15 protein-coding genes and 1 pseudogene are annotated in these 16,990 nt (G+C 61.8%); 7 read left to right on the top strand and 9 right to left on the bottom strand.

What is annotated here, in order from left to right; translation table 11 throughout:
* Positions 1–41: 41 nt before the first annotated feature.
* Complete coding sequence (speB, locus tag PMI31_RS00870; RefSeq protein ID WP_008015599.1) at positions 42–1,040, bottom strand: agmatinase; 999 nt, start codon at positions 1,038–1,040, stop codon at positions 42–44.
* A gap of 151 nt (positions 1,041–1,191) precedes the next feature.
* Between speB and PMI31_RS00865 the strand changes: the two genes are divergently transcribed.
* The 7 genes from PMI31_RS00865 to PMI31_RS00835 all read left to right on the top strand — a co-directional run bounded on the left by PMI31_RS00865 (position 1,192) and on the right by PMI31_RS00835 (position 8,339).
* Positions 1,192–2,106 carry a LysR family transcriptional regulator gene (locus tag PMI31_RS00865; RefSeq protein ID WP_008015598.1) on the top strand — a complete coding sequence of 305 codons (915 nt, stop codon included), beginning with the start codon at positions 1,192–1,194 and terminating at the stop codon, positions 2,104–2,106.
* 68 nt (positions 2,107–2,174) lie between these two features.
* Positions 2,175–3,683, top strand: coding sequence for a sigma-54-dependent transcriptional regulator (locus PMI31_RS00860; protein WP_008015597.1), 1,509 nt, complete (start codon positions 2,175–2,177; stop codon positions 3,681–3,683).
* Between the two features lie 388 nt (positions 3,684–4,071).
* The gene (gene gcvH, locus PMI31_RS00855; protein ID WP_008015595.1) at positions 4,072–4,455 is read left to right on the top strand and encodes a glycine cleavage system protein GcvH; all 384 of its coding nucleotides are present in this window, start codon (positions 4,072–4,074) and stop codon (positions 4,453–4,455) included.
* A 41-nt stretch (positions 4,456–4,496) separates the two neighbouring features.
* Positions 4,497–5,753: a serine hydroxymethyltransferase gene (glyA, locus tag PMI31_RS00850; protein ID WP_008015594.1), complete on the top strand. Its 1,257-nt coding sequence runs from the start codon at positions 4,497–4,499 to the stop codon at positions 5,751–5,753.
* Between the two features lie 91 nt (positions 5,754–5,844).
* Positions 5,845–6,834 carry a lipoyl synthase gene (lipA, locus tag PMI31_RS00845; RefSeq protein ID WP_008015593.1) on the top strand — a complete coding sequence of 330 codons (990 nt, stop codon included), beginning with the start codon at positions 5,845–5,847 and terminating at the stop codon, positions 6,832–6,834.
* A 33-nt stretch (positions 6,835–6,867) separates the two neighbouring features.
* Positions 6,868–7,626 carry a M15 family metallopeptidase gene (locus PMI31_RS00840; protein WP_008015590.1) on the top strand — a complete coding sequence of 253 codons (759 nt, stop codon included), beginning with the start codon at positions 6,868–6,870 and terminating at the stop codon, positions 7,624–7,626.
* Positions 7,623–8,339 (top strand): L,D-transpeptidase family protein, encoded by a 717-nt coding sequence (locus PMI31_RS00835; protein ID WP_008015589.1) that lies wholly within the window; start codon positions 7,623–7,625, stop codon positions 8,337–8,339. Before PMI31_RS00840 ends, PMI31_RS00835 begins: the two co-directional genes overlap by 4 nt.
* Positions 8,340–8,369: 30 nt before the next feature.
* On the opposite strand, the gene PMI31_RS00830 is transcribed toward PMI31_RS00835, so the two are convergent.
* The 8 genes and pseudogenes from PMI31_RS00830 to PMI31_RS31145 form a co-directional block, all read right to left on the bottom strand.
* Complete coding sequence (locus PMI31_RS00830) at positions 8,370–9,758, bottom strand: purine-cytosine permease family protein (RefSeq protein WP_008015588.1); 1,389 nt, start codon at positions 9,756–9,758, stop codon at positions 8,370–8,372.
* Between the two features lie 45 nt (positions 9,759–9,803).
* Positions 9,804–10,544, bottom strand: a complete 741-nt coding sequence (locus tag PMI31_RS00825; protein WP_008015587.1) for a TorF family putative porin — start codon at positions 10,542–10,544, stop codon at positions 9,804–9,806.
* Positions 10,545–10,652: 108 nt separating this feature from the next.
* Positions 10,653–12,392, bottom strand: a complete 1,740-nt coding sequence (locus PMI31_RS00820) for an amidohydrolase (RefSeq protein ID WP_008015582.1) — start codon at positions 12,390–12,392, stop codon at positions 10,653–10,655.
* Positions 12,393–12,410: 18 nt separating this feature from the next.
* Complete coding sequence (locus PMI31_RS00815; protein ID WP_008015581.1) at positions 12,411–14,207, bottom strand: amidohydrolase; 1,797 nt, start codon at positions 14,205–14,207, stop codon at positions 12,411–12,413.
* A gap of 202 nt (positions 14,208–14,409) precedes the next feature.
* On the bottom strand, positions 14,410–15,432 hold the full coding sequence (locus PMI31_RS00810) for a helix-turn-helix transcriptional regulator (protein WP_008015580.1): 1,023 nt from the start codon (positions 15,430–15,432) through the stop codon (positions 14,410–14,412).
* A 366-nt stretch (positions 15,433–15,798) separates the two neighbouring features.
* Positions 15,799–16,332, bottom strand: coding sequence for a cysteine hydrolase family protein (locus PMI31_RS00805; RefSeq protein ID WP_008015579.1), 534 nt, complete (start codon positions 16,330–16,332; stop codon positions 15,799–15,801).
* Between the two features lie 69 nt (positions 16,333–16,401).
* Positions 16,402–16,611, bottom strand: coding sequence for a hypothetical protein (locus tag PMI31_RS31745; protein WP_008015578.1), 210 nt, complete (start codon positions 16,609–16,611; stop codon positions 16,402–16,404).
* Positions 16,603–16,864: pseudogene (locus PMI31_RS31145) on the bottom strand (gamma-glutamyltransferase); the annotation flags it as partial. The pseudogene PMI31_RS31145 and the gene PMI31_RS31745, both read right to left, overlap by 9 nt.
* Positions 16,865–16,990 lie beyond the last annotated feature (126 nt).

Genomic DNA, 16,990 nt, shown 5'->3' with positions numbered 1-16,990 from the left:
CTGCCGGGGTATGTGGTTTCGATGATCAGGCTGGCCAGCTCTTAAGCCAGCGATTCGTTTTCGGCGGCGGCTCGCACCAAGCCCCGCTCGTGGAAGATGAAACCGATGCTGTTGAGCAGCAGTTGCGCGGCGAGAATCGAGGTCATGCCGGTCGGGTCGTACACCGGTGCCACTTCCACCAGGTCCATGCCGACGATGTTGCCCTTGCTACGCTTGGCCAGAGCCTGGATGATTTCCAGCACTTCGTAGTAGAGGAAGCCGCCGTGGCTCGGGGTGCCGGTGCCGGGGGCGATGGACGGGTCGAAACCGTCGATGTCGATGGTGATGTAGTAGTTGATGTTCTGCGGGATCAGCGCCAACACACCCTCGACGCCGAGGCGACGCACGTCGCGCACCGAGAGGATTTTCGAGCCGGCTTCATGGGCAGCCTCATAGTCATCACGGTTGGATGACGACACGTTGCGAATGCCCATCTGGGTCATGCCGACAATGTGGTTCATTTCCGAAGCGCGGCGCAGCGGGTTGCCGTGGCCGTAGCGCACGCCGTGGCGTTCGTCGACGAAGTCCAGGTGCGCATCGAAGTGAATGATGTGGATCGGGCCACGCCCTTCGAAGGCCTTGATCACCGGCGCGTGCACCGAGTGATCGCCGCCGAGCACCACCGGCATCACACCGGCATCGAGGATTTTGCGCACGGCGTATTCGGTGTTCTTGTTGCTGGTCGCCATGTCGGTGTGGACGATGTCGGCATCACCGACGTCGACCATGCGCACGTCCGAGGCGGTGAGGTACATCACGTCATCTTCGTGATCGTAGGCACCGGCATGACCGAAGGAAAACAGCGTCGATGCTTCACGAATCCCGCGTGGCCCAAAGCGTGCGCCGGAGCGCCACTGGGTGCCCATGTCGTTGGGCACGCCAAGCACCGCGACGTCGGCATCCAGGGCATCCCAATCGGTGCACACCGGGGACTTGCCAAAGGTGCAATGACCCACGAATGGCAGGTTCAGGCGACCGGATTCATAACCGTTGTTCGACATTTCTAGCCTCTCCACTTCTTGTTATCGGCCTGGCGGACTGCAAGGCGACCGCCGTTGGAAAGACTATGGGCGCAGGTTTTCGTGGAAAAAATGCTAAACATCAGATACTCATATCGGCATTCCCGATGCATCCCCCTGCCGGAGGTCCCAGATGATCCAGCTGCACGATGTCGACCTGAAACTGCTCAGGGTGTTTGCCACGATTGTGCGCTGCGGTGGCTTCTCGGCCGCGCAGGCGGCGTTGAATGCCGGACAGTCGACCATCAGCGAGCAGATGACCCACCTGGAAACCCGGCTCGGCGTCAAACTCTGCCAGCGCGGGCGCAGTGGCTTTCGCCTGACCGAACAAGGCGTGGCGATTCATGAAGCCACCCAGCGCCTGCTGTCGGCAGTGGAGAACTTCTGCATGGACGCCGATGTGCTCAAGCAGCACATCAGCGGCAAGCTCAACCTGGGGATCATCGATACCACGATCACCGACCCCGATTCACCGATTCCGCGCACCACCCAGCGCTTCGTCTCCCGCGGGCATGACGTGCACCTGAACGTGTACGTCGGCACCCCGGCGGAACTCGAAGAACGGGTGCTCGACGGTCGACTTCATCTCGCCATCGGGCACTTCCCGATCCATGTGCCGGGCCTGTTGCAAGCGCCGCTGTACCAGGAAGCCCTGGGCTTGTATTGCGGCCGGCGACACCCGTTGTTCGGCAGCCAGGCCGAGGGCGCCGAACTGCTCGAAGAAGTCGGCGCGGGGCGCATCGTCGTGCGTGGCTACATGCAGCAATACGACCTGGAACACCTGGGCATCACCAAGGCGGCGGCCACCGTGGACAACATCGAGGCGTCGGCCATCCTGATCATTTCCGGCGCCTATGTGGGCTTCCTGCCCGAGCACTTCGCCAGCCAGTGGGTGAAGAGCGGCGAGATGCATCAACTGGCGCCCGCGAGCCTGCGCCTGAAGTCGCCGTTCGACGTGATCACCCGACGCGGCGTGGCACCGCCGCCGATCCTCCAGGCGTTCCTCGAGGACCTGGCCGCCAGCGCCCGCAAAACCGCCAGGCCGTGATGTGACACTCGCCAAATTGAAATTTTGCCGGGCATACTGATTCGGTTCGTCAACCTTGCAGGCCCGTCATGCGCATCCACGTCACCTTCATCGACCGCGTCGGAATCACCCAGGAAGTGCTGGCACTGCTCGGTGGACGCAGTTTCAACCTGGACGCCGTCGAGATGGTGCCGCCGAACGTCTACATCGACGCCCCGACCCTCAGCGCCGACGTGCTCGAAGAACTGCGAGAGGCGCTTTTCGACGTACGCGGCGTGCAAGCGGTGACCCTGGTCGACATCCTTCCGGGGCAACGCCGGCGCCTGCAACTGGACGCCTTGCTGGCCGCCAGTTCCGACCCGGTGCTGGCGGTGGATGACCGTGGCCATGTGCTGTTGGCCAACCCGGCGCTGATCGCCCTCTGCGGGCGCGAACCGGCCGGTGAATCGCTGACCGCGCTGTTCGACGATGCCGACTTGCAACGCATCCTGATCGATCACCATTTCCGCCTGCCCATGCACGAGGTCAGTCTCGGTGGCCAGACGTTTCTCCTCGACGCGATGCCGATCACCGACGCCGGCGCCCTGCTCACCCTGTATCAACCCAATCGCATCGGTGAACGCCTGTCGGCGCTGCACCATGACCATGCCGAAGGCTTCGATGCGCTGCTCGGCGAATCACCGCCGATCCGCGCGCTCAAGGCGCGTGCGCAACGGGTGGCGGCCCTGGATGCACCGCTCTTGATCCAGGGTGAAACCGGCACCGGCAAGGAACTGGTGGCCCGCGCCTGCCACGCCATCAGCCCACGGCATGATGCGCCGTTTCTGGCCCTGAACTGTGCGGCACTGCCGGAGAGCCTGGCCGAAAGCGAACTGTTCGGCTACGCCCCCGGCGCCTTCACCGGCGCGCAACGGGGCGGCAAGCTCGGCCTGCTGGAACTGGCCGATCAGGGCACGGTGTTCCTCGATGAAGTCGGGGAAATGTCGCCCTACCTGCAAGCCAAACTGCTGCGTTTTCTGAGCGATGGCTGCTTCCGTCGGGTGGGTGGCGACAAGGAAGTCCGGGTCAATGTGCGGGTGCTCAGCGCGACCCACCGCGACCTGGAAAAAATGGTCGCCGAAGGGCGTTTTCGCGAAGACCTGTTCTACCGCCTCAACGTGCTCAACCTGCAAGTACCGCCGCTGCGCGAGCGCGGTCACGACATCCTGCTGATGGCCAATCACTTCATGCAACAGGCCTGTGCGCAGATCCAGCGACCGGCGTGTCGTTTGGCACCGAGCACCTTCAGCGCCCTGCTCGGCAACCGCTGGCCGGGCAACGTGCGGCAACTGCAAAACGTGATCTTTCGCGCGGCGGCGATTTGCGAAAATCCGCTGGTGGACATCGACGACCTCGACATCGCCCGCACTGCGGTTGAACGGCAAAACGACGGCGAAGTCGGCAGCCTGGAAGAGGCTGTGGGCGACTTTGAAAAGAACCTGCTGGAACAGCTATATCGCAGCTACCCGTCCAGCCGGTTGCTCGCTGCGCGGCTGCAGACGTCCCATAGCGCCATCGCGATTCGATTGCGCAAGTACGGGATTCCCGGTAAGGCCTGAGGATCCTCTCTGACAGCACTGAACCCTGTGGGAGCGGGCTTGCCCGCGATGGCGGTGGATCAGCCAACATCAATGTTGAATGTCAGTCAGCCATCGCGGGCAAGCCCGCTCCCACAGTGGTTTGTGTTGTAGCTGAATTCTTTGTCTGCAAATCGATACAGCGTCGCGAAATCGATACACACCCTTCCCTGCCAGCAATCACGGTGCCTGCATCCAAGGCCTTGCCTGTCTGTATTGATTTCAATACGGGCGAGATGCCACGAATATCACAAAAATCTCTCAAGACATTGTTTTATAACAACTAAGCAACCTTGGCACCGCCCTTGCTTTCACTCCTCCAACCCCGCTCGTCGCCCCGCCTCGAGCCTTAAAACAATAAGGAGTTGATATGAGCCAATTGCGTTTTACCGCCGATCACGAATGGCTGCGCCTTGAGAGCAATGGCCTGGTCACCGTCGGCATCACGGCGTTTGCCCAGCAGGCGCTGGGGGATGTGGTGTTCGTTCAGGTCCCTGAATTGGGCGCCTTCGCTGCAGGCGCTGAAGTGTCGGTACTGGAATCGGTGAAAGCCGCCAGCAGTATCGGCATGCCGCTGGAGGGTGAAGTGGTCGAGATCAATGTGACGCTCGAGAGCACTCCGGAACTGGTCAACGAAGACCCATTGGGCGAAGGCTGGTTCTTTCGCTTCAAACCGGTCGATGTCCAGGCGTTGAGCGATCTACTTGATCAAGACGCCTATGAACGCCTGACCGCAGAACACGCCGACGCTTGAAGCCCCCTGGGCATTTCCCGAATCCGAAAAAGGACCACACCATGTTCAGCAAGCACGACCAGATCCAAGGCTATGACGAAGAACTGCTGGCGGCGATGAACGCCGAGGACGCGCGGCAGGAACACCATATCGAACTGATCGCCTCGGAAAACTACACCAGCCAGCGGGTGATGCAAGCCCAGGGCAGCGGCCTGACCAACAAGTATGCCGAAGGCTATCCGGGCAAGCGCTACTACGGCGGCTGCGAGCACGTCGATGTGGTCGAGCAACTGGCCATCGACCGCGCCAAACAACTGTTCGGCGCCGATTACGCCAACGTCCAGCCGCACTCCGGCAGCCAGGCCAACGCGGCGGTTTATCTGGCCCTGCTGCAAGCCGGCGACACCGTGCTCGGCATGAGCCTGGCCCATGGCGGTCACCTGACTCACGGCGCCAAGGTGAGTTTTTCCGGCAAGCTGTACAACGCCGTGCAGTACGGCATCGACACCACCACGGGCCTGATCGATTACGACGAAGTCGAGCGCCTGGCTGTCGAGCACCAGCCGAAGATGATCATCGCCGGGTTCTCGGCCTATTCGAAGACCCTGGACTTCCCGCGCTTCCGTCAGATCGCGGACAAGGTCGGCGCGTACTTCTTCGTCGACATGGCCCACGTCGCCGGCCTGGTGGCCACGGGTCTGTACCCCAATCCCCTGCCCTACGCCGACGTGGTCACCACCACCACACACAAGACCCTGCGCGGTCCGCGTGGCGGTCTGATTCTGGCCAAAGCCAATGCGGAGCTCGAGAAAAAACTCAACGCCGCAGTGTTCCCCGGCGGTCAGGGTGGCCCGCTGATGCACGTGATCGCCGCCAAGGCGGTGTGCTTCAAGGAAGCCCTGGAGCCAGGCTTCAAGACCTATCAGACGCAAGTGATCCGTAACGCCCAGGCCATGGCGCAAGTGTTTATCGAGCGCGGTTATGACGTGGTGTCCGGCGGCACCGACAACCATCTGTTCCTGGTCAGCCTGATCCGCCAGGGCCTGACCGGCAAGGACGCCGACGCCGCCCTCGGCCGCGCCGGCATCACCGTGAACAAGAACGCCGTGCCCAACGATCCGCAGTCGCCGTTCGTGACGTCCGGCCTGCGCATCGGTACGCCGGCAATCACCAGTCGTGGCTTCAAGGAGTCGCAGAGCATTGCGTTGGCCGGGTGGATCTGCGACATCCTCGATCACCTCGGCGATGCCGATGTGGAAGCTCAGGTCGCTCAACAAGCTGCTGCCCTGTGCGCGGACTTCCCGGTCTACCGCGACTGATAACACAACATAGAACACTGTGGGAGCGGGCTTGCCCGCTCCCACAGGTTCCGTGCCGCTCCCTGAATAGCTGTTGCACAAGGAAACAACGATGAACGCCAATGTCGAGTCGACCGGCAACAGCCCGGCCAAAGTGGAGGTCGGCACCAAACTGCGCGGCGCGCAAAAGGTGGCGCGGATTCCGGTGAAGATCATTCCCACGGATGAGTTCCCGCGCAAACCCGACTGGATTCGTGTGCGCATGCCGGTCTCTCCCGAGGTCGAGCGGATCAAGCAACTGTTGCGCAAGCACAAGCTGCACAGCGTCTGCGAAGAAGCCTCGTGCCCGAACCTCGGTGAATGTTTCTCCGGCGGCACCGCGACCTTCATGATCATGGGCGACATCTGCACCCGTCGCTGCCCGTTCTGCGATGTCGGCCATGGCCGGCCCAAGCCGCTGGACGTCAACGAGCCAATGAACCTGGCCGTGGCCATCGCCGAACTGCGCCTGAAGTACGTGGTGATCACCTCGGTGGACCGCGACGATTTGCGCGACGGTGGTGCCCAACACTTTGTCGATTGCCTGCGCGAGATCCGCAAGCTGTCGCCCGGCGTGCAACTGGAAACCCTGGTGCCGGATTATCGTGGACGCATGGACGTGGCCCTGGCGATCACCGCCGATGAGCCACCGGATGTGTTCAACCACAACCTGGAAACCGTTCCGCGCCTGTACAAGGCAGCGCGGCCGGGCTCGGACTTCGAGTGGTCACTGGACCTGCTGCAAAAATTCAAGCTCGCCGTGCCCCGGGTACCGACCAAATCCGGCCTGATGCTGGGCCTGGGCGAGACCGACGAGGAAGTCATCGAGGTCATGCAGCGCATGCGCGAGCACGACATCGACATGCTGACTCTCGGCCAGTACCTGCAACCCTCGCGCAGTCACCTGCCGGTACAGCGTTTCGTGCACCCGGACACCTTTGCCTGGTTCGCCGAGGAAGGCACGCGCATGGGCTTCAAGAACGTGGCGTCGGGGCCGCTGGTGCGTTCGTCCTATCACGCCGATCAACAACTTCATGGAGGTGCAGACGGTTTCAAGCCATGATGAGGTGACTGGTCATGCATGGAGCCGTTCCCGATGTTTCGTTCACCCTGTCTGTCGATGCTGTGCCTGAGCCTTGCCCTGCCGTGCATGGCCGACGAGCCGAAACCCGGGCACATGGTGTATGTGCGCAGCGTTGCCCCGGGCATCGCGCAGGACATCCGCTACGCCAGCGCCCACAACTTCACCGGGCACCCGCTCGACGGCTACCTGGCGGCAGAATGTTTGCTGTCGGCAGATGCCGCCAACGCCCTGGCCCGGGTGCAAACGGCGCTTGAAGCCGAGGGCTACGGCTTAAAGGTGTTCGATTGCTATCGCCCCCAGCGTGCGGTGGCAGACATGGGCCGCTTTGCCACAGAACCCGGCGACCCGCTCAAGACCGAGTTCTACCCACGGGTCGACAAGCAAGACTTCTGGCGCCTGGGTTATGTCGCCCGGGTGTCCAATCATTCCCGGGGCAACACCGTCGACCTGACCCTGACCGGCCCCGACGCCCTGCCCGCCGACACCTGGACACCTGCGGCCACGCCGGTGGATTGCACCGCACCCTACGGCCAGCGCTGGCACGACGGCGCACTCGACATGGGCACCGGTTTCGATTGCTTCGATGAGCGTGCGCATACGGACTCGACGCAGATCAGTGCGATAGCCAAAGCCAACCGACAGCGGCTCAACGACGCGATGCAAAAACAGGGCTTTGTGGGTTATTCGGCCGAGTGGTGGCACTTCACCTATAACGGGAATGCACAGAAGCCGGACGTCATGAACTTCCCCATCACACCGTTGATACCATGAACAAGCTGATCAAGACCCTGTTGCTGCTGTTGTTTCCACTGATCGCCATGGCACAGGGGCTCGACGGCAGCGATCAACTGATCGTGGTCACCAGCAAAAGCTGGGATGACATCCAGGCCACTGCCCAGCGCTATGAACGGCGCGGCAAGTCCTTTGAAAAGTTCGAAGCTCCGTTTGCGGTGGTGCTCGGCAAGAACGGCATGGGCTGGGGTAAGGGCCAACTCAACCCCGGGCGACCTGAAGGGCCGGTCAAACAGGAAGGCGACGGCAAGGCCCCGGCTGGAGTGTTCGGTCTGGGCACGGCGTTTGGCTACGAACCTTCGACCAATACCCGCCTGCCCTACCTGCCGCTGACAGCGACCATCGAATGCGTGGACGACAGCCAATCGGCTCACTACAACGCATTGGTCGACAGCTCGGCCGTTGCAAGAGACTGGAGCAGTTCCGAACGCATGCGCCGCAGTGATGACTTGTACCGCCAGGGCATATTCATCCGGCACAACACCCTGGCCACTCCCGCCGCCGGATCGTGCATTTTCTTCCACATCTGGCGCGGCCCCACGGCACCGACTCGCGGCTGTACCGCCATGGCCCCGGCAGATATCGCGCGGTTGTTCAACTGGCTGGACCCGGGCAAATCCCCGGTGCTGGTGCAACTGCCTGAAGCGCAGTACGAACAGTTGCGCCAGCGCTGGGAACTGCCGAAGCGTTAATCAACTGCTCCCTCGCCACAAATGCCGGTATCAACCCCGCTCAACGGCCACCGCACTCATCGACGGCTTGGCCAGCGCGTAATAGATCACACCCGGCACCAACAGCCCGACGATCCAGGAAATATCCACGCCGCCCAGTTGCGCAACCATTGGCCCGGAATAGAAGTGGGTATCGACAAAGGGCAACTGGATCAATACGCCGATCACATAGACGCTGATCCCCAACACGTTCCAGCGACCGTAGCGCCCTGCAGGGTCGGACAGTGCCGGGATGTCGTAACGCTCCTTGTTGATGAAGTAGTAATCCACCAGGTTGATCGCGCTCCAGGGTGTGAAGAACGTCAGCAAGAACAGGATGAAGTACTTGAACGAGTTGAGGAACGAGTACTGCCCGAGCAACGCCAGCGCAGTGGATGCCGCGACGATCAGCAGCACGAACAGCATGCGCTGGCGGGCGGTGATTTCCAGGCGGCGACGGAAGCCGCTGAGGATGGTCGCCACGCACATGAAGCTGCCGTAGGCGTTGAGGGTGGACACCGTGACCTTGCCGAACACAATGCTCAGGTACAGCAAGGCCGCGATCACACCGCTACTGCCCAGACCGACAATGGTCGCCACTTCATGCCCGCGGAAATTCGCCCCGGCCAACGCGGCGGCGAACACCCCCAGCACCATCGAAGCCTGAGCCCCCAATACGGTGCCGAGACCGACGGCGGCGAAGGTTTTCCACGACGAGGTCTTGCTCGGCAGGTAGCGCGAGTAGTCCGCCACATAAGGGCCGAAGGCGATCTGCCAGGACGCCGAGAGCGACACCGCCAGCAGGAAGGTGCTCCAGCCGAAATGACGGTTGTCGAGCAGCAGGCCGATGTCGTTGAGGGTCATCAACCGGGTGAACAGGTAGGCGAACGCGATGATGCCCAGCACGCTGGCCACCCGCCCCACCAGGTGAATCACCCGATAACCGAAGATCGTCAGGAACGCGATGCTCGCCGCGAAAATCAGGATGCCGGCGCTGTCGCTGACACTGATCAGCTGCGCAATCGCCTGCCCCGACAGCACCGCGCCGGTGGCGCTGAAACCGAGGTACATCAGGCACACCAGAACGATCGGGATCGCCGCGCCATACACCCCGAACTGCACGCGGCTGGAGATCATCTGCGGCAGCCCGAGCTTGGGCCCTTGCGCCGCGTGCAGCGCCACCACGGCACCGCCGAACAACTGCCCCACCAGCAAGCCGATCAGCGACCAGAACACATCGCCGCCCAGTACCACGGCGAGGGCGCCGGTGACGATGGCGGTGATTTGCAGGTTGGCGCCGAGCCACAGGGTGAACTGGCTGTAGAGACTGCCGTGACGCTCAGCCTCGGGAATGAAATCGATCGAGCGGGTCTCGATCAGGGGACTGCGTTGCGCACTCATGAGGGTGTTTCCTTTGAGGAACTGTTTTTGTTGTCGGGGTTGAACTTAGAAAGTCTTGGTTGCGCTGGCGACAATCGTTGCCGAACAAAGGTCGTCATAGCCGTACCAACTGCTGCACTCGCTTTTCGACAAGTCGGTGTCGACGTAGCTCAGGCCCCAGGTCACGCCGACAAAGTCGCGGGTCAACTTGGCTTCCCATTCGTAATAAGCCTCGCGGTTGTCGCCGTTGGCGGACCAGAAAGCCGGGTCTTTCACATCGTTGCGCCCCACCCGCAGCTCCAGGCCGACTTCGGCCGGCAGCGTGAACTTGTAGCCGACGTAGGTGTAGAGCGTGTCCTGGTCTTCGCCGAAAACGTTCGGTGTATCGTTCGAGTAATAGGCGCCGAGCTTCACGCCATAGACGTCGAGAATGGCGTAGATCTCGCTCAGGTTGAATTCGGAATTCTTCGGGTAGTCGTACTTGATGTAGCCCAGATCGAGACTGATCGCGTCCGTCGCCTGCCAGTAGTAACCGGCATAGTACTCAAGCTCCTGGCGGGTATCGAAGTCGCCGCCGAAATCCACGCTGGAAGTCCAGGCACCGATGTACAAGCCGCTGCCGTGCATCAGTGTCGCGCCGCCCTGCACGGCCGGATCGCCCAGGCTTTGCGAGATACCGCGGGAACGGTAGTCGCTGACGACACCCAGGGTCATGTCCAGGCTGAAATCATCGTTGAGGACCAGGGCCTGGCTGGTCAACGGAGCCAAGGCCAGCGTAGCGAGGGTCAATGCTGAAAATGCGTTCATACAATTCTCTTGTTGTTATGGCGTACGGGGAATTTCAGGCATGGCGATGCCACACCCCTCGCGCTGCGAGGGGCTGGCGGTTATTACGTGTGTCGGGGCGCGCGCAGGTCAGGACGCGGGGGCGTAGACCTGCTTGCCGGCGAAGAAGGTGTTCAGGACTTTGGTTTCGAACAGCTCGTCATCGCTGACCTTGAACACATCGCGGTCGAGGATGATCAGGTCGGCCTGCTTGCCCGGTGCCAGCGAACCGATCTGCCGATCAAGGCGCAGGGTTTTCGCCGCGTTGAGGGTGTAGGCGTAGAACATGGTCTGGCGGTCGATGCTTTCCTTGGCATTGAGTACGCCCAACGGACCTTTGCGCGTGCTGGCCTGGGCAATGGCGTTGAACGGATTGGCGCTCGACACCGGCCAGTCGCTGCCACCGGCAATCGTCGCGCCGGCGTTATGCAGGGACCGCGCGGGATACTGGTAGCCGTAGGCAAAGGCGCTGATGTAAGGCTTGACCAGTTCGACGGTGTAGGACTCGCCAGTGGCCCACAGCAGTTGCATCGAGGCGATCACGCCCAGTTGCTTGAAGCGCGGAAACTCCTTGGGGTTGACCAGTTGCAGGTGCGCGATGCTGTGGGGTACAGGTGTCGGGCTGAGCTTGCGCGCATACGCCACGCCATTGAGCGCTTCACGCACCGCGCGGTCGCCGACGGCGTGCATGTGCACGATCCAGCCGCGTTTTTCCGCCGCCACCACCAGTTCACCGAAGTGCGCCGGGTCGGTCAGCAACTGACCATTTTTATGGCTGTTCTTGAACGGCACGATGACCGCTGCGGTTTGCCCCGGGAATTCGAGAATGCCGTCGACAAACACCTTGATGCCGGGGAACGTCAGGTTTGGCACGCCCTCGAATTGCTTCATCACGGTGGCGATCACTTCCAGGTCGGCGGGTTTGCTCTTCGGATTGGTGACCATCAACGCGGCGACGTGGGCACTGAGTTCGCCGTTCTTCGCCAGCTCCTTGTACAGCGGCAGTACGCCGACACTTTGCGCGGTGGCATGGAAATCGAACAGCGAATCTTCACTGCCGCCGTTCGCCGCCGCGTCCATCCAGGCGGTGACGCCGAATTGATTGTTGATCTTCACCGCCTCGCGAGCGGCCTTGAGCATGGCCTCCGGGGTAGGCGCCGGAATCCCGTTGCGCACCACGTCCCAACGGGATTCGGCAAAGTAGCCGTTAGGGGTGAAGTCTGCTTCATGGCCGATGTAGCCGCGCTCTTTTTCCGGCAGGCTCTTGACCAGTGCCGCATCGATGTTCAGGCGTTTGAGCATCGCGTTGTTGGCCCAACCGGTGTGCCCGTCGATGCCGCTGAAGACAATCGGCTGATCGGCCCAGCGCCCCTGATTGAACACCTTGCCCAGCTCACGGCTTTTCTCCCAGTAGGCCGAGCTGACCCCGGCGACGCTGATCACATCGCCGGACCGGGCACGCCCGGCCTTGTCTTGTTCAATCAACCACTGCTCAAGTTCCGGCATCGGTTTGACTTCGTCCAGCAGGTTGGCCTTCATGCTGTCGAACGCCCCCACCACCGGGTGGCTGTGGGTGTCGATCATGCCTGGCATCAGCACCTTGCCCGCCAGGTCGATACGCTGGGTCCCGGCATCGGCCAGGGCATTAATTTCGGCATCGCTGCCCACTTTCAGAATCTTGCCGTCTTGCACCGCAACAGCCTCCACCAGCGCCTGGCCGGGTTCGGCGGTAAAGACTTTGCCGTTGAACAACACCAGGTCAGCGGCGGCCATGGCCTGCACCGACGACAAGGCCAGCGCGGCGGCCAACAGGTTTGGAATCAATCGCATCGGAACGCTCTCTGGTTTTTATTGGACGGATCGGGAACTGACGACTTGGGAAACCACCTGTGGCGCAAGCCCGAGGAACGGCGCCTTGGCCCACACGACCTTGCCGCCGACCAGCGTCAGCAGCACGTCGTTGCGCCCCAGCTCCTCCTCGGGCACCTGCATGAAGTTCTTGTCGAGCACGATCAGGTCAGCGAACTTGCCGACTTCGACCGACCCCAGCACCGCGTCCAGCTTCAGCTGTTCGGCGGAACTGAGGGTGATGCTGCGTAGCACTTCGGCTCGCGACAGCGCCGGATCGGCGTTGAGTCGCCCGGCATACTTCGGCCCATAGCTGTGTGGATTGGTGGGATCGCCGGAGCGGGTGACACCGACTTTCAGCGCCAGGAACTCATCGAGGGGATCGACCGGCCAATCGCTGCCAAACGCCACGCGGCCGCCGGCATGGGCGATGCTGCCCGAAGGTTCCATGCGCTCGAATCGCTCGGCGCCAAGGTGATCACTGGTGCCGTCGACCGTGGACGGTGCCTGCTGCGCCCACTGGAACGACATGGTGGCCGTGACGTCCAGTGCCTTGAAGCGCGAATAGTCGGCAGGATCGACTGACTCGGCGTGCGCGATGGCCGGGCGGAAGTCTTGACCGGGCAGCGCCTTGCGCACGTAGGCGACGCTGTCCAGCGCATCGCGTACCGCGCGCTCGCCGGTGGCGTGCAGGTGCGGATCGAAACCGGCCTTGACCGCTTGCAGCAACAGCGGATTGAGCACTTGCGGCGGGAAGTACAGTTCACCCAGGTTCTTGCCCGGCGTCCACTTCGGCGCCTGGTCGGTGCCGCTGTTGTGCAGATACGGCGTCAACATGGCACCGGTGTCCGCCGGGGCATTGATGATGCCGTCCATGAACAGTTTGACGTGGCGCATGTTCACGCCCGGCACGACCTTCACTTCACCCTGGTCGTAGGTGCTGGCCAGGGCCTTGGCCTCGGCGATGGTTTTCACCGGGTCGGCGGCAGCGGCGGCCGGGTCCAGCTTGATCGCCAGCAAGGCCCGGGCGGTCAGTTCGCCGGACTTTTGCAGGCGGGTGAAGGCTTTGCCGTTTTCCGGCCCCGACAGCGCATCGAAGAAACTGGTGATGCCTTGCTGGCGCATGGCGTCGAGGGCCGCTCGAATCTGGGTGAGTTTTTCCGCGTCGGTCGCCGGCGGCACCACGGCGGCCATCGATTCGGCGGCGCCGTCTTCGCAGATACCGTTCGGGTTGCCGGCGCTGTCACGTCGGTATTTGCCGTCTTCCGGATCGGCAGTGTGCTTGTTGATCCCGGCCAATTCCAGGCCACGAGAGTTGGTCAGCACCGTGTGGAAGTCAGTGGAACGCACCTGGATCGGGCGCCTGGTCTTGAGCGCGTCCAGGGTCGATTTGTCGGCATCGCCGTCGAGCCCGGTCATGCCCATGCGGTCCCAGCTTCCGACCTCCAGCCAGACATCCGGGCCCTTGTCCTTGTCGGCATCGAGGCAGGCCTGAATGCTCGCCTGAAACTGCGCGCGGGTCAGGGTCTGGTATTTCAGGTCACACAAGGTCATGGCGCGACCGCCATCCCCCGGGTGCATGTGCGCATCGACGAAGCCCGGCATCAGCATGCGCCCGGCCAGGTCGATCAGTTGTGTTTGCTTGCCGATGAAGCCAGCGACCCCGGTATCGCTGCCGACATAGACGATCTTGCCGCCCGAAATGGCAATGGCCTGTTGCACGGAATTCTGGCCATCGACGGTGTAGACGTAGCCATTACGCATGACCGTGTCGGCGGGTGTCGCCGCCAACGCCATGCCGGAAAATGCCGTTGTCGACGCAACGGCGATGAACAACCTGGAAAGTCTCAAATGCCTCACCCCTGTTCTTATTGTTTTGAAGCGGCCCGAAGCGACTGCACAAGCCCTTGTATAGACAGGGCCTACCCTATAGGGCGCAGCACGCGAATGGACCTCTGCAAATGAGGAGGGGTCAGGCAAATAATTGAAACGGCCGGGATCAGTCCCGGCGCGCGGACTCCGCCAGCGCACCCGGCGAACGCAGGACGGAGCCCAGCTCCACCTTGCTTTTCACACCGAGCTGCAAGTAGCAGTTACGCAAATAGGTGCGCACGGTAGAGGGGCTCAGGGCGAGGATTTTGGCGATCTCTTTGTAAGAGTGACCGGCGGCGAACAGCATCGCCGCCGTGCGCTCCCGTGGCGCCAGGCCGTCCCCGCCGGATGGCGCATCGAGGGACAGGATGACGTGTTCGGCGTTGGGGCTCAGGGTCAGGGCGCAGCGGCCCAGGCGGATCACGCAGGGTGCCTTTGGCAGTTGCGCGACCACCTCGCCCGGCAGCATTGAACCGCTCCAGCCCGGTAATTCGCGTTGAATGGCGGCGCACAGCCTGGCCCCGACATACAGCAGACTGCCGTCCAAGCGTGCCACGCCAAAGTCACTCGCGCCGTTTTCGCTGTCGAAGCGAATCATGTCCTGCACCTGAAACCGCCACAGCTGGAACAGGTGATCACAGAACGCCGAAAACAGCTCGGCTTCGTTCCCCTCGAACGCCTGTTCATCCTGACCACGGTAGAGACAGACGAAAAACATCATGCCGCTTTCGGGCAGCTCAAAGGTGATGCTCATCAAGTGATAGAGATCGTGGCGCCGGGCGAAATCGTTGACCGCCTCGCAAGGGTCGTTGAAACCACTGTCACGCACCACCTCACCGGGACGATTGAGCGTGGCGTGGGAGAACTGATCGTTTGCCGCCACCGGATGCCATTCGGCGACAAAGGATTCGGGGAGATTGATGCTTCCATGCATCCAGCTTTGCGGAGGTACATTGGGACCGGGTGAAGACATTTCGCCCCACCAGGCAGACGCGAAGGGCACCAGTTGACCGAATGCCTGCAGGCCGTCGGCGATGAACCGCGACGCCCCGCTTTCCCGTGCCAGCCGCCCCAAGTGCAATACGCAATGATTGAATGCCTTCAGCGTTGCCAGCGACCTGTTGTCGTCGACCTTGTTTCCCTCCTCCATCTTTGCGATCCCGTTCATGGCATGATCTGTTGCCTGGACGATGCCATAGCGCCGGGAATGGCGTCCAGCGCGCCGTGACAGGGTTAGTGGGTGTACACAGAATCTGCGGGCAACGGAAAATACTGTGTGTGGGCTTGCCCGCGATGGCGCCAGGTCAGCCGACATCCATGTTGAATGTGCTGGCCTCATCGCTGGCAAGCCAGCTCCCACAGTTCATTTGGTGGGCCTGGCATGTGTGTGTGTGTGTGCAATGCGATCCCTGTGGGAGCGGGCTTGCCCGCGAAAGCGGCGGGTCAGTCAGCATCGATATTGGCTGTAATGGCGCCTTCGCGAGCAAGCCCGCTCCTACAGGGGAATGTGGGAGATTCAGAGTTGAATGTCCTTGGCCGGTATCACATCGATCCGCGCCACGGAGCCGGTCAGGTGTGCCAGGTCCTTGTTGTGCTCGGCAATGATGTCTTCGGCGGTAAGGTTGCCGTTGTCGACAGTGGAATGTGCGTCAGCCGCCAGCACCACGTCATAGCCCAGTTTCAGTGCCTGACGCACGGTGGCATTGACGCAATAATCGGTTTGCAGACCGCAGATGACCAGGCGTTCGAAGTCCTGTACCGGCACCAACTGTTGCAGGTTGGTCTGATAGAACGAATCGCCAGTGGTTTTGCGTACGCGATGATCTTCGGGCGATGTCTGCAGTCCTTCGGCCAGTTGCCAGCCTGGGACACCGTGCTTCAACAGACCATCCTCTTCTTCGTGCTGGATGAGCACCACCGGAACGCCGGCCTTTCTAGCCCGGGCACTGAGAGCGTTGATGGTGTCGATGACGCGCCTGATCTCGAAGCACTCGTACTCGCCTGAACACAAAGCCTGCTGGACGTCGATGATTAACAACGCAGTGGTCATGATTTCCTTCCTTGATATGTCGAGGGATCAGGGGACGAACATAAGCCCGTCCCCCTCCAGACACAAGCCTCAATAACCCAATGACAACCCGGTATTGCGCCGTGGGTCGTTGGCCCCGAAAAAACGGTTCTTGCCTACCGGTTTGCCACCCAGGGATGGCGCGCCGACCAGGATCGCCGCCAGGTGGTTGGCGTCCTGGGGACCAGTAAACTTGTGCCCCCAGCTTTCGAGGATTTTCACCGTGTCCGGGCTGGTGGTGAAGGCTTCCAGAATGGTCATGAATCCACCGCCGCCGAGGTTGCCGGCCGCGGGGGTAGACCACCGCCAGCGCATAGCCTGCCGCGACCGCCGCATCCACGGCGTTGCCGCCGTTCTTGAGCACATCCACACCCACATGGCTGGCCAGGTGCTGGGCCGTGACCACCATGCCGTTTTACCCGGTAGCCGGGGCCACGGAGGCGGCATGGGCGGTCAGGCAGCTGAGTGCCAATGAGGTCGCAATCAGCGATTTGGCAAAAGGTTCGTACTTCATGAGTCGGTCTCTTCTTGTTATTTCGTAGGAAAACGCTTCAAAAGCCATAGCCACGTATGGTCGGGATTACGTATTGCGCCTCCCCGTCGAGACAGTATCCTTAACGCCTGTTCAGCAATTTCGCGC

This window comes from Pseudomonas sp. GM55 (assembly GCF_000282395.1).
Taxonomy (GTDB): Bacteria; Pseudomonadota; Gammaproteobacteria; order Pseudomonadales; family Pseudomonadaceae; genus Aquipseudomonas; species Aquipseudomonas fluorescens_CC.
This window is presented reverse-complemented; position numbering and strand designations above follow the sequence as displayed.